We start from the raw sequence: 14,319 nt of genomic DNA, 5'->3' as shown, positions 1-14,319 counted from the left end.
GGGGCCGTCGGCGCGTGTCGGGGCCCGCCCACCGGCCGCCGCTTCCTAGGGTGTGCTCATGCCTTCCATCACCGATCCCGAAGTGCGGGAATTCCTCGCCGGCGGCACCCGTACCGGCAAATTGGCTCTGGTCGCCTCCGACGGCCGCCCGATCGTCAATCCGGTGTGGTTCATCCTCGACGGTGACGACCTGGTCTTCAACACCGGCAAGACCACCGCTAAGGGCAAGGCGCTGGCGCGCGACCCCCGCGTCGCCCTCTGCGTGGACCTCGACGAACCGCCGTACGCCTATTTCCAGGTGCAAGGCGTCGCCACCCTCTCCGAGGACCCCGCCGAACTCCTGCGCACCGCCACCGCCATCGCCGCGCGGTACATGGGTCCGGACCGCGCCGAGGAATTCGGCCGCCGCAACGCCGTCCCCGGCGAACTGGTCGTGCGGGTGCGCCCGGACAAGATCCTCGGTGGGCTGAATATGACCGGATAGCCGGAAGAACACCGGGTAGCCGGAGGAAACTCAGCGGCGCCGGGCGTACTCGCCGGCCGCGGCCCAGTCGATCATCACGCAGGCTTGTTCGCCTACGGTCCAGGCATCGTGGCCGGGCGGGCACTGCATGAAATCTCCGGGGCCGACCTCACATTCGGTGCCGTCGTCCATCCGGATGTGCAGCCGCCCCGACACGCAGTACCCGATATGCGCGGCCTGGCAGCTGTCGGTTCCCGCGATCGGCTTGACGTGGGTGGACCAGCGCCAGCCCGGCTCGAAGACGGCCCGGCCGACCGCGCCGGAGGGCGCCTGCACGACCTCGAGGCGCCCGCTGCCGGATTCGAATTCCCGCGTCTCGTCGGCGGCATCGAAATTCCGCACCAGCAACGACGTCGCCGCCGCCCCGTCCATATCGTCCTCACGCACCAGGTCGAGATTGCGGAAGACCGCCGGCTCGTCGCACAGGGCGGCGAGGGTTTCGGCGAAGCCGGTCGTCTCGGGCAGCGCGGAATTCGCCATGGCCTGCTCGTAGGAGGGAAATTCCACGATCTGCAGATAGGTGTCCGGGTGGTCGCGGTCCCTGGTTTCCATGCTGTGCGTCGCCGAACGCGATCCCTCGGTGGCGGTCAGCCACCGATCCAGCGTGCGATTGAACTCGTCGAGCTGCGAGGTCTTGAACTCGATGGTCTGAACGAATTTCGTCATCGTGGTCACCTTCGAAGTTGTGGATGACCCCGGGCATGATTTTACGCCGCGCGGCCCCGGGTGAAGCTGCGCTGCAACGAGATCGCCACCCTGCCCGCTCGGCATCGAGCGCGGGCGGCCGGGCTGAACTTTTCGGGATCGGCCGGGCACCTAGAATCCGGGCATGACCGTGCATTTCATCGGAGCGGGGCCCGGGGCGGCCGATCTGCTGACGCTGCGGGCGGTGGCGTTGCTGCGGGAATCTCCGGTGTGCCTGTATGCGGGGACGTATCTGGATCCCGAGGTGCTGGCGCATTGCGCGCCGGAGGCGGAACTGATCGATACCCAGGGACTGGACCTGGACGAGATCGTCGCGCACTGTGCGCGGGCCGATGCCGCGGGCAAGGATGTGGCTCGGCTGTGTTCGGGGGATCCGTCGATCTATTCGGCGCTGACCGAACAGACGCGGCGGCTCGACGCACTGGGCATCTCCTGGGATGTGACGCCGGGGGTGCCGGCGTACGCGGCGGCGGCCGCGGTCCTGGGCAGTGAGCTGACCGTGCCGGAGGTGGTGCAGTCGGTGGTGCTGACGCGGACGCAGGCACGCTCGACCGCGATGCCCGGGTCGGAGGCGCTGGGGAACTTCGCGCGGACACGGGCCAGTCTGGTGCTGCATCTGGCGATCACGCGGATCCGGGAACTGGCCGCGGAACTGGCGGACGAGTACGGCGCGGACTGTCCGGCCGTGGTGGTCTACCGGGCCAGCCAGCCCCAGCAGCGAATTCTGCGCGGGACACTCGCCGATATCGCCGGCCGGGTGGAGGCGGCGGGGTTGCGGCAGGCCGCGGTGATACTGGTCGGGCAAGCGCTCACCCCCGCGCTCGACTGTGCGCAGTCGCATCTCTACGACCCCGGGCGGGAGCGGCACCCCGTGTCCGGGCCCGGCGCGTGACCCACCGCGCGGACCGCGATTTCCGTCACTCGGAACCGATGATTCCCAGCGGGTTCCCAGTGCCGGACCGAACCGCGAGGTGGCCGGGACAACGTAGTCCAGTGCTGATGTCGGAGCGCTATCGCCCTTCTTGGCTCATTGTCGGTACCTGGCGGTAGATTGGTTCGGTGTTCATCAGCGAATCTCGAAACGAGGCCGATCCGTGGCCGGTGGGTGTGGTCGGGCCCATGTAACAAGATCGGCCCGACGGACGGATAGGTCCTATGAACATTTTTGTCTGATTGCAATCGAAGTGAGCCCCGAATGCCGGACGCCACGCTCGGATGAGGTGAGCGTCGGCATCGGTGTGCCATCGGGGAGCGCTGCGTGGCGTTCCGGAAGCGAGGTTACGGGTTGGACCGGCTGGATTTCGGCGGAAACGGCGAAGCTGGCGGCGAGGTAACGCCCGCGGCAGTATCGGGGGATCAACTGTTCCCGCTGTCGCCGGCGCAGCTCGGAATCTGGTACGCCCAGCACCTGGATCCGCAGGTGCCGATCACCATCGCCCAGTACGTCGACCTGCGCGGCGACATCGACGTCGAGGTGCTCTCGCGCGCGAGTCTGGACGCCTCGCACGAGCTGGGTTCCGGCTTCGTGCGCATCGTCGAACGTGACGGTCAGCCACTGCAGTACGTCGACCACACCCTCGCCGACAGCGACGGCGTCGACCACGTCGATCTGCGTGACGCCGAGGATCCGGAGGCCGCCGCGCACGAGTGGATGCGCGCCGACATCGCCCACCCGTTGAATATGGTCACCGACCGCCTGGTGCGTTCGGTGGCATTGCAGCTCGCCGACGACCATTGGTTCTGGTACTCCCGCGCCCACCACATCGCACTCGACGGTTTCGGCGCGGTGAACCAGGTGAACCGGATCGCCGAGCGCTACACGGCCTACCGCAACGGGGTCGAACCGAAGCCGCTCAAGGCCTCCGACCTGCGCGATCTCGTCGAATCCGAGCTGGCCTACCGCGACAGCACCCGCTTTCAGACCGATAAGGAACACTGGGCGCAGCGGGTCGCCGGACTCGAGGAGGGCACCAGCCTCGCCGGCCGCAATGCCCCGCCCGCACCGCTGAACACCGTGGTCGGCGCGGCACTGTCGAACGAGCGCAACGATCTGCTCGCCGCGGCCGTGCGAGCTCACGACTCCACCCCGTCCGTCCTGCTGATCGCCGGTTTCGCCGCCTACCTGGCGCAGTGGACCGATGCCGAGGACGTGATCCTCAGCCTGCCGGTCACCGCGCGCACCACCGCGGTGATGCGGCGTTCGGGCGGCGCCACCTCGAATATCGTTCCGCTGCGCTTGCACGTCGGCCACGACACCACGGTCGCCGAACTGCTCAGGTCCGTGCAGACGGAGGTTTCCGGCGCGCTGCGGCACCAGCGGTACCGGCACGAGGACATCCGCCGCGACGCGGCCGCCGCGAGCCGCGAAGCGGGCGTCGGCGACGGTGTGGTGACGACGGAGTTCTTCGGCCCCTGGGTCAACATCATGTTGTTCCAGGACGAGCTGAAACTCGGCAACACGCCGGGCCGCTTGCATGTGCTCTCCACCGGTTCCATCGAGGATCTCGGCGTCAACTTCTATCAGACCGAGGGCGGTGCGCGGTCCCGGATCGACTTCGAGACCAACCCGAATCTCTACACCGAAGACGAAGCACGCCACCATCATTCGCGCTTCCTCGAGTTCTTCGACCGGTTCCTGCAGGCGGGTGAACAGGACCGGCTGTGGGGTCTGCCGATCACCACGGCCGTCGAGCGGGACGCCACCGTCACCGGCTGGAACCGCTCCGCTCACGACGTGCCGACCACCACGCTCTCGGCCCTGCTGGACGCCGCGATCGCGCGCACGCCCGACCGGATCGCGATCGACTTCCAGGGCAGCACGCTGACCTACGCCGAATTCGGCGCCCGGGTCAACCGCCTGGCGCGGATCCTCATCGCCGACGGTGTGGGCCCGGAATCGCTGGTGGCACTGGGGATGCGGCGGTCGCTGGATCTGGTCGTCGGCATGCACGCCGTGCTGAAGGCCGGTGGCGCCTATGTGCCGATCGACCCGGATCACCCGGCCGAACGCACCGCCTACATCCTCGACAGCGCCGGGCCCGTCTGTGTGCTCACCAGTTCCGCCGACGAGGTCGACCTGCCGGATTCGGTGCGGCAGATGCAGATCGACACGCTCGACACCACAGGTGTGTCCGATGCGCCGATCACCGATGCCGACCGGCTCGCCCCGCTGCGCCCGGACAACACCGCCTACGTCATCTACACCTCCGGTTCGACCGGGCGGCCCAAGGGCGTCGCGGTCACCCACCACGCGATCGTCAACCAGCAGCTGTGGATGCTGCACGAATACGGCCTGACCGAGGCCGACGTCTATCTGCAGAAGACCGCCACCACCTTCGACGTCTCGCTGTGGGGCTACTTCCTGCCGCTGATGGTCGGCGCGAAACTGGTGGTCGCCGATCCGGACGGCCATCGCGACCCGGTCTACGTCGCGCAGATGATCGAGCGGCACGCGGTGACCGTCACCGACTTCGTGCCGTCGATGCTGACGGTTTTCGCCTCGCACGCCACCGCGGGCCAATGTGATTCGCTGCGTGCGGTTTTCGTCATCGGTGAGGCACTGCCGCCGGAGACCGCCGCGATGTTCCGGGCGATCAACCCGGATGCCGGTCTGCACAACCTGTACGGCCCCACCGAGGCCGCGGTCTCGGTGACCTACTGGGAGGCCACCGCCGCCGACACCACGACGGTTCCGATCGGTATTCCGGAGTGGAATGTCGATGTCTACGTGCTGGACTCGCGGTTGCGTCCGGCCGCGATCGGCGCCCCGGGTGAGCTGTATCTGGGTGGGCGGCAGCTGGCGCGCGGTTACCGCGGCCGGCCCGATCTGACCTCGGACCGGTTCGTCGCCAACCCCTTCGGGACCACCGGCGAACGGATGTACCGCACCGGTGACCTGGTGCGCTGGGGCCGCCGCAGTGTGGAAGGCGACCTCCGCGGGCCCTCCGTGGTTACGCAGGCTGCCGCCTCCGGGCCTGACGCTGCGGTCGCGGACGGAACCGGCGTCCTGGAGTACATCGGCCGCACCGACTTCCAGGTCAAGTTCCGTGGCCAGCGCATCGAGCTCGGCGAGATCGAAACCGATCTGCTCGCCCATCCGGCGGTCAGCCAGGCCGTCGTGCTGGTGGTCGACACCGCGACCGGTCAGCAGCTGGTCGCGTATGTCGTTCCGGCGCCGGGATATTCGATCGACGGGTCGGATCTCACCCGGTTCGTGGCCGAGAAGCTGCCCAGCTACATGGTGCCCGCCGCGATCATGGTGCTGGACGCGTTCCCGCTCAACACCTCCGGCAAGCTGGATCGCAAAGCGCTGCCCGAACCGGTGTTCAGCGCCGACGCGACCGGATATCGCGCCCCGCGCACCCAGGCCGAGGAGATCGTCGCCGGCGTCTTCGCCGACGTGCTGAGCCAGCCTCGGGTCGGTGTGGACGACAACTTCTTCGACCTCGGCGGTAACTCGCTGGTCGCGACCCAGGTCGTCGCGCGCATCTCCGCCGCGTTCGGCGTGCAGCTGGGTGTGCGGGCGCTGTTCGAGACGCCCACCGTGGCCGGTATCGCGGCCCGGGCCGACGCCGCGGCCGAACACGGCGGCGACGGCGACTTCGCTGCGCGCCCGCCGCTGGTCGCGCAGCATCGCCCGGACCGGGTGCCGCTGTCGCTGGCGCAGCAGCGGATGTGGTTCATCAACCAGTTCGACCCCGCCGCGCCCACCTACAACCTGCCGTTCGTGGTGCGGCTGCGCGGCACCGTCGACATCGACGCGCTGCGCAAGGCGCTGCTGGACGTGATGCAGCGCCAGGAATCGCTGCACACCGTGTTCCCGGAATCCGGTGACGGCGGCTACCAGCTGGTGGTGCCGATCGACGAGGTCGACTTCGTCATTCCGGTCGCGCCCATCGCCAGCGGCGAATTGCCCGGCGTGCTGGCCGAATTCGCCTCCACGGGTTTCGACGTCTCGCGCGAACTGCCGATCCGGGTGCGCATCTACCGCGTGACCGACACCGACGGCGTGGACGACGACTACGCGGTGGCGTTCGTGGTGCACCACATCGCGGCGGACGGCTTCTCCTTCGGCCCGCTGGCCCGCGATGTCGCCGCCGCCTATCTGGCGCGCGCGCAGGGCGACGCTCCGCAGTGGGCGCCGCTGCCGGTGCAGTACATCGACTACACGCTGTGGCAGCGTCAGGTGCTCGGCGCCGAGGACGATCCGGAATCGGTCGCCGCTCGCGAAATCGCCTACTGGCGTGAGGCTTTGGCGGGACTGCCGGATCAGCTCGAGTTGCCGGCCGACCGGCCGCGCCCGCCGCTGCAGAGCTTCCACGGCAGCCGCGTCACCTTCGACATCGATCCCGACCTGCACGCCCGGCTGTCGGATCTGGCTCGGGCGCAGGGTGTTTCGCTGTTCATGGTGCTGCACGGCGCCCTGGCGACGTTGCTCGCCCGGCTGTCCGGTACCAGGGACATCGCGATCGGCACGCCGGTCGCCGGCCGCGGTGAACAGGCCCTCGACGATCTGATCGGCATGTTCGTCAACACGCTGGTGTTGCGGTCGGAGGTCGACGGCGCCGAGCGCTTCAGCGAATTCCTCACCCGCACGCGGGAATCCGATCTGTCGGCCTTCGCCCACGCCGACGTGCCGTTCGAGCGACTGGTCGAGGTGCTGAACCCGGCCCGTTCGCAGGCCCGGCATCCGCTGTTCCAGGTGATGCTGTCGTTCCAGGAGATGTCGCACGCCGCCCTGGAACTGCCCGGGCTCTCGGTCACCGCCGACGAACTCGATGTCGACATCGCCAAATTCGATCTGCTGTGGACGCTGACCGAACAGCGCGGCGGCCGCGGCGAACCCGCCGGAATCGCGGCGGCGCTGTCGTATGCCACCGACCTGTTCGACGCCGCGACCGTCGCCGAATTCAATCGGCGCTATCTGCGGGTACTGGAAGCCGTGGTGGCCCGGCCGGACACGCTGGTCCGCGATATCGAGGTCTTCGATCCGGCCGAGCGCGACCGCGTGCTGGTGGACTGGAACGACACCGCCCACGAGGTGCCCGCGCTCGCCACGGTGCTGGATCTGTTCTACGAACAGGTGCGCATCCGGCCGCACGCGACCGCGCTGCTGTTCGACCCGGGCGAGCGCTCGATCGGGGCGGTCGAACCGGCCGGGGAGATCACCTACGGTGAGTTCGCCGAGCGGGTGAACCGCTTGGCGCGCAAGCTGATCGAGTCCGGCGTCGGCCCGGACGAACTCGTCGCCGTCGGCATCCGCCGCTCGATCGACATGTTCGTGGCGATCTACGCCGTGCTCGCCGCCGGCGGCGGGTATGTGCCGATCGATCCCGACCACCCGGCCGAGCGCACCGAATACGTCCTCGCCAATTCGCGCCCGGTGGTGCTGCTGACCACCTCCCGCGACGAGGTGTCGACCACCGAATGCCCGGTGCTCGAGATCGACACCGTCGATCTCGCGGGCTTCGAGGCCGGCCCGGGCGCCGCCGCCGAGCGTCGTGCGGCGCTGCGGCCCGGCAACCTCGCGTACGTGCTGTACACCTCCGGCTCCACCGGCCGGCCCAAGGGTGTGGCGGTCGACCACGCCGCGATGGTCAACCAGATCTCCTGGAAGATCAGCGAGAGCGGCATCAGCGACGTCGACGTCGTGCTGCACAAGACGCCGTTCACCTTCGACGCCTCGCTGTGGGAACTGTTCGCGACGCTGGCCGTCGGCGCCAAGGTGATCGTCGCCGCGCCGGACGGGCATCGCGATCCGCTGTACCAGTCCGAGGTCATCTGGCGGCATCAGGTCACCATGACCTCGTTCGTGCCGTCGCTGCTGGCCGTGTTCGCGGCCACCGCGCCCGCATCCGAATGCACCTCGCTGCGAGCCATTTTCGTGGGTGGTGAGGCGCTCGCGCCGGCCACGGTGGCGCTGTTCCGGCGCTTCAGCGGCGCGGCGGTCTACAACCTGTACGGCCCCACCGAATTCACCGTCAACGCCACGGCGTGGCCGGTCGGCGCGGTGAACGGTGGTGCGGTGCCGATCGGCCGCCCGGTGTGGAACGCCCGGGCCTACGTGCTGGACGAGGGGCTGCAGCCGGTACCGGCCGGAGTGGCCGGTGAGCTGTATCTGGGTGGCGCGCAGATCGCGCGCGGCTACCGCCACCGTCCGGATCTGACCGCGGAGCGGTTCGTCGCCGATCCGTTCGGGGAGCCCGGAGCACGCCTGTACCGCACCGGTGACCTGGTGCGCTGGAAGGAACGTCCCGGCGGCGAGCCCGGCGTTCTCGAATACATCGGCCGCACCGACTTCCAAGTCAAATTCCGCGGCCAGCGCATCGAACTCGGTGAGATCGAATCGGCGCTGACCGAACTGCCGGACGTGAACCAGGCCGCCGTGCTGGTGATCGACACCGTCACCGGTGACCAGCTGGTCGCCTATGTGGTGGCCGCCGACGAGTCGGTCGAGACCGCCGACATCCAGGCCGCACTGCGCGAGCGCCTGCCGAGCTACATGGTGCCCTCGGCGGTCGTGGCGCTGGACGAGTTCCCGCTCAACGCCTCCGGGAAGCTGGATCGCAAGGCGCTGCCCGCCCCGGTGTTCGAGGTGCGCGAATTCCGTACGCCCGCAACGCCGATCGAGGAGATTGTCGCCCAGATCTTCGGCGAGGTGCTGGGGCTGGCGCGCGTCGGCGCCGACGACGACTTCTTCGATCTGGGCGGCAACTCGCTGATCGCCACCCAGGTCGCCTCGCGGCTCGGCAGCGCACTCGACACCCGGGTGCCGGTGCGCATGCTGTTCGAGGCCAGTACCGTCACCGCGCTGGCCGCCCGGGTGGAATCGCATGCCGGTGACGGCGCGCGCAAATCCCTGGTCGCGCGCGAGCGGCCCGAGCAGGTGCCGCTCTCGCTCGCCCAGCAGCGGATGTGGTTCCTCAACCGCTACGACACCTCCTCGGCGGTCAACAACATCCCGGTCGCCATGCGGCTCTCGGGTGAATTGGACGTGGCCGCCCTGCAGGTCGCCGTCATCGACGTGATCGACCGCCACGAGTCGCTGCGCACGGTGTTCCCGGAGACCGGCAGTGCGCCGGTGCAGGTCGTGCTCGACGCCGCGCAGATCGTGCCGGACCTGACCCCGGTGCCGGTGACCGAGCACAATCTGATCGACCACCTCGTCGAACTGGCCTCCATGTCGTTCGACGTGACCAACGAAGTGCCGTTGCACGCCCGGCTTTTCGAGATCAGCGAAACCGAGTACGTGCTCGGTATGGTGGTGCACCACATCTCCGCCGACGGCTGGTCGATGCATCCGCTGGCCCGCGACGTGATGGTCGCCTACGCCGCGCGCACCAACTGGGAGCAGCCGGCCTGGACCGAACTGCCGGTGCAGTACGCCGACTACGCGCTGTGGCAGCGCGAGGTACTGGGTTCGGAGGACGATCCGAACTCGTTGATCTCCAACCAGATTCGGTACTGGACCCGCGAACTCGCCGACCTGCCCGACGAACTGGTGCTGCCGGCCGACCGGCCGCGCCCGGCGGTGGCGTCGTATCGCGGTGGCACCTATTCGTTCGTCATCTCGCCGGAAACCCAGCGGCGCCTGGCCGACCTCGGCCGCACCCACAACGCCTCGCCGTTCATGGTGGTGCACGGCGCGCTGGCGATCCTGCTGGCGCGGCTGTCGGGTACCTCCGATATCGCGATCGGCACGCCGGTCGCCGGTCGTGGTGAGGCCGCGCTCGACGATCTGATCGGCATGTTCGTCAACACGCTGGTGTTGCGCACGAACGTCGACGGCGGCATGACCTTCGCCGAACTGCTGGCCCAGGCCCGCAACACCGATCTGCAGGCCTTCGCACACGCCGACGTGCCGTTCGAGCGGCTGGTCGAGGTGCTCAACCCGGCCCGTTCGCAGGCGCGGCATCCGCTGTTCCAGGTGATGCTGGCCTTCCAGAACATCCGCCACGCCAGCCTGGAGCTGCCGGGCCTGTCGGTCAACGGAATCGACTACGACGCCCGGCTGGCGAAGTTCGATCTCCAGCTGACCCTGCAGGAGGCACCGGACGCCGAGGGTGTGGCGGCGGGTATGTCCGCCGAATTCTCTTATGCGCTCGACCTTTTCGACGAGCCGACGATCGCCGGATTCGCCAAGCGCCTGGACCGGGTGCTGGCCGCGGTGGTGGCCGATCCGGACCGCCCCATCGGCGACATCGCGCTGATCGATGCGCTCGAGGCCGATCGGGAACTGCGTGAGTGGAACTACACCTCGCGCGAGATCGGTTCCGCGACACTGCTTCCCGAGCTGTTCGCCGAGGCCGCCCGCACCCACGCGGAGGCGGTCGCGGTGGTGGATCGCGAGGCCGGCGAGAGCCTGACCTACGCCGAATTCGGCGCCCGCGTGCGCCGGTTGGCGCGGCGGCTGGTCGAGGCGGGCGTGGGTCCCGAGGCGCGGGTGGCGCTGGCACTGCGGCGCTCGACGGACCTGGTGGTCGCCATGTACGCGGTGCTCGAGGCCGGCGGCGGCTATGTGCCGCTGGACCTGGACCAGCCCGCCGACCGCATCGGCTACGTACTCGACACCGCCGAACCGGTCTGCGTGCTGACCACCGCGGCGAACGCGGGTGACCTGGAGGCCGGTGACCGCCCGGTTCTGCGCCTGGACGAGCTGGATCTCGCGGACTACTCCGACGAGCCGCTGACCGACGCGGATCGCCTCGCCCCGCTGCGCCCGTCGAATCCGGCGTACACGATCTTCACCTCCGGTTCGACCGGCCGCCCGAAGGGCGTGTCCGTCCCGCATTCCGCGGTGGTGAACCAGATTCGCTGGATCACCGGCGAATACGGCATCGGCGCCGACGATGTGGTGTTGTTCAAGACGCCCGCCACCTTCGACGTCTCGGTATGGGAGTTGTTCGCGCCGCTGTCGGTCGGTGGCCGGATGGTCGTGGCCACCCCCGACGGGCACCGCGATCCGCGCTATCTCGCCTATGTGATCGCCGCCGAGCAGGTCACCATGACCTCGTTCGTGCCCTCGATGCTGACCGTCTTCTCCGGCGCCGTCGACAGTTCCGCGCTCAACTCGCTGCGCGCGCTGTTCGTCGCCGGCGAGGCCTTCACCTCCGATGCGGTCGAGGCGTTCCGCCGGGTCGGCACGGCAGGGCTGTACAACCTGTACGGTCCCACCGAATTCACCGTGCACGCCACCCATGCCGCGGTGGCCGACGATGTGCGCGGTGCGGTCCCGATCGGTCTGCCGGTGTGGAACGCGCAGGCCTATGTGCTGGACGCGCGGCTGCATCCGGTGCCGCCGGGTGTCGCGGGTGAGCTGTATCTCGCGGGCGATCAGCTGGCCCGCGGCTATCTGGGCCGGGCCGATCTGACCGCGGACCGCTTCGTCGCGAATCCGTTCGCCGACTACGGCTCCCGGATGTACCGCACCGGTGACCTGGTGCGCCGCGGCGCCGACGGTGCGATCGTGTACCTGGGCCGCACCGACTTCCAGGTGAAGGTGCGCGGTCTGCGCATCGAGCTCGGGGAGATCGAATCCGCCCTCACCGCACACGAATCCGTGGCCCAGGCGGTCGCGGTGGTGCGTTCGGACGCGCGTCTGGGCGATCAGCTCGTCGCCTACGTGGTGCCGGCCGGCGGCGTGGTGGACCTGGAGGTGCTGCGCGCACATCTGTCGCAGCTGCTGCCGTCGTACATGGTTCCGGCCGCGATCGTCACGCTGGACGCGATGCCGCTGAATCCCAACGGCAAACTGGACCGGCGCGCGCTGCCGGAGCCGGTGTTCGCGGCCCGCGAATTCCGGGCGCCGTCGACGCCGGTCGAGGAGATCGTCGCGGCGACCTTCGCCGACGTACTCGGCCTCGATACCGGTGAGCGGCCGGTCGGTGTGGACGACGACTTCTTCGATCTGGGCGGCAACTCGCTGATCGCCACCCAGGTGGTGGCGCGGCTGAGTGCGGCGCTGGACGCCGAGGTCGGCGTGCGCACCGTCTTCGAGGCGCCGACCGTGGCCGGTTTGGCCGCGCGCGTCGAATCCCAGGTGGGATCCGGTGTGCGCCAGGCCCTTACGCCGCGCACTCGCCCGGAATTCCCGCCGCTGTCGCTGGCGCAGCAGCGGATGTGGTTCCTCAACCGCTTCGACACCGATTCGGCGACCAACAACATTCCGGCCGCGGTGCGGCTGACCGGTGAACTCGATGTCGACGCGCTGCGTACCGCGATCGCGGACGTGGTGGCCCGGCACGAATCGCTGCGCACGATCTACCCCTCGCACGAGGGCCTGGCCTACCAGCAGATCCTGCCCGCGACCCGGGCCGTACCCGAGCTGGACGTGGTCGATACCACCGAGGCGGACCTGCCGGCCGCGCTGACCGAATTCGTCGGCCGCGGTTTCGATGTCACCGCCGTGCCGCCGACCCGGTTGCGGCTGTACCGCCTCGGCGACGCCGACCATGTGCTGGTCGTGGTGGTCCACCACATCGCCACCGACGGTTTCTCGATGACCCCGCTGGTGCGCGATCTGATCACCGCCTACCTGGCCCGCACCGCGGGATCGGAGCCCGGCTGGGCGCCGCTGCCCGTGCAGTACGCGGATTACGCACTGTGGCAACGGGAATCGCTGGGTTCGGAGGACGATCCGCGGTCGGTCATCTCCGAACAACTCGGGTACTGGCACAACGCGCTCAACGGCCTGCCCGACGAACTGCGGCTGTCGACCCGTCCGCGGCCGGCCGTCGCCAGCTACGAGGCCGGGACCTACCGGTTCCGGGTGCCGGGTGAACTGGTCGACGGGCTGAACCGGGTCGCGCAGGGGCAGCAGAGCACGCTGTTCATGGTGGTGCACGGCGCCTTCGCCGCGCTGCTGGCGCGGTTGAGCGGCACCGACGACATCGCCGTGGGTATTCCGGTCGCCGGTCGCGGTGAGCGAGCCCTCGACGATCTGGTCGGCATGTTCGTCAACACCCTGGTGCTGCGCGCGCAGGTCGACCCGGGTGCGCGGTTCACCGAACTGCTGGCCCAGGTCCGCGAGCGCGACCTGTCGGCCTTCGCCCACGCCGACGTGCCGTTCGAGCGGCTGGTCGAGGTGCTCAACCCGGCGCGTTCGCAGGCGCGGCATCCGCTGTTCCAGGTGATGCTGTCCTTCCAGAACCTCGGCCGTACCGCCCTGGAGCTGCCCGGACTGACCGTCGCGGAACTCGGAATCGATTCGCAGACGGCGAAATTCGATCTGCAGCTGACGCTGAGCGAGGGTCCGGTCGGCACCGGCGCGGACGCCGCCGCCGGCGCGGAGATGGCCGCCGAACTGGTCTTCGCGACCGATCTGTTCGACCAGGTGTTCGCCGAATCGTTCGCCCGTCGCTTCCTGCGCGTGCTGCAGGCCGTGGCCGCGGATCCGTCGGTCGGCGTGGGCGCCCTGCCGGTCCTCGACGCCACCGAGAACGCTCTGGTGCTGCGGCATTGGAACGACACCGAATTCCCGATCGATGCCGCGCTGCCGACGGTGTCCGACGACGCCGCCGCGACGCTGGTCTCGCTGTTCGAGGCTCAGGTCGCGCGCACGCCGGACGCGACCGCGGTGATCTTCGAGGGGACGAGTCTGTCCTACGCCGAGTTCGCCGCTCGCGTGCGCCGGCTCGCCCGCTGGCTCGTCGACCAGGGTGTCGGACCCGAGTCGCTGGTCGCTCTGGGGATGCGGCGGTCGATCGATCTGGTGGTCGGCATGTACGCCGTGGCCGCCGCCGGTGGCGCCTATGTGCCGCTGGATCCGGATCATCCGGCCGAGCGCACCGACTACATCCTCGACACCGCCCGTCCGGTCTGTGTGCTGACCTCGGGCGAGGCGCTGCGCGAAAATGCTTCCACCGCAAGCGATATCGCGCCCGAGGTGCGTATCGATCGGCTCGAGCTGTCCGGATATTCGGACGCGCCGCTGACCGACGCGGACCGGACCGCGCCGCTGCGACCGGGCAATACCGCCTACGTGATCTTCACCTCCGGCTCCACCGGCCGCCCGAAGGGCGTGGCCGTTCCGCACACCGCGATCGTGAACCGCCTGGTGTGGATGCATGCCCAGTACGGCCTGGCCGCCGACG

General features: G+C 69.2%; 4 protein-coding genes (1 of these 4 cut by a window edge). 3 read left to right on the top strand and 1 reads right to left on the bottom strand.

Annotated elements, in window-relative coordinates; genetic code table 11:
• Positions 1-58 precede the first annotated feature (58 nt).
• Positions 59-484, top strand: coding sequence for a PPOX class F420-dependent oxidoreductase (locus tag RJ03_RS23215; protein WP_036505732.1), 426 nt, complete (start codon positions 59-61; stop codon positions 482-484).
• Between the two features lie 30 nt (positions 485-514).
• Here the strand turns inward: RJ03_RS23215 and RJ03_RS38505 are convergent, their stop codons facing one another.
• Positions 515-1,189, bottom strand: coding sequence for a cupin domain-containing protein (locus tag RJ03_RS38505; RefSeq protein WP_232329502.1), 675 nt, complete (start codon positions 1,187-1,189; stop codon positions 515-517).
• 163 nt (positions 1,190-1,352) lie between these two features.
• Here RJ03_RS38505 and cobM point away from each other — a divergent pair, with 163 nt between their 5' ends.
• Both cobM and RJ03_RS23200 read left to right on the top strand, forming a co-directional pair.
• On the top strand, positions 1,353-2,120 hold the full coding sequence (gene cobM, locus RJ03_RS23205; protein ID WP_036505715.1) for a precorrin-4 C(11)-methyltransferase: 768 nt from the start codon (positions 1,353-1,355) through the stop codon (positions 2,118-2,120).
• Between the two features lie 393 nt (positions 2,121-2,513).
• A protein-coding gene (locus RJ03_RS23200) for a non-ribosomal peptide synthase/polyketide synthase (RefSeq protein ID WP_036505730.1) crosses the window boundary here: on the top strand, positions 2,514-14,319 show its 5' portion. Its footprint extends 32,243 nt past the window's final position; 11,806 of the gene's 44,049 nt are visible here — the first part of the coding sequence; its start codon is at positions 2,514-2,516; its stop codon lies off the right edge, out of view.

This window comes from Nocardia aobensis NBRC 100429, assembly GCF_000308375.1.
Lineage (GTDB): Bacteria > Actinomycetota > Actinomycetes > Mycobacteriales > Mycobacteriaceae > Nocardia > Nocardia aobensis.
The sequence above is the reverse complement of the archived record's forward strand: the minus strand, read 5'-3'. Positions and strand labels throughout refer to the sequence as shown.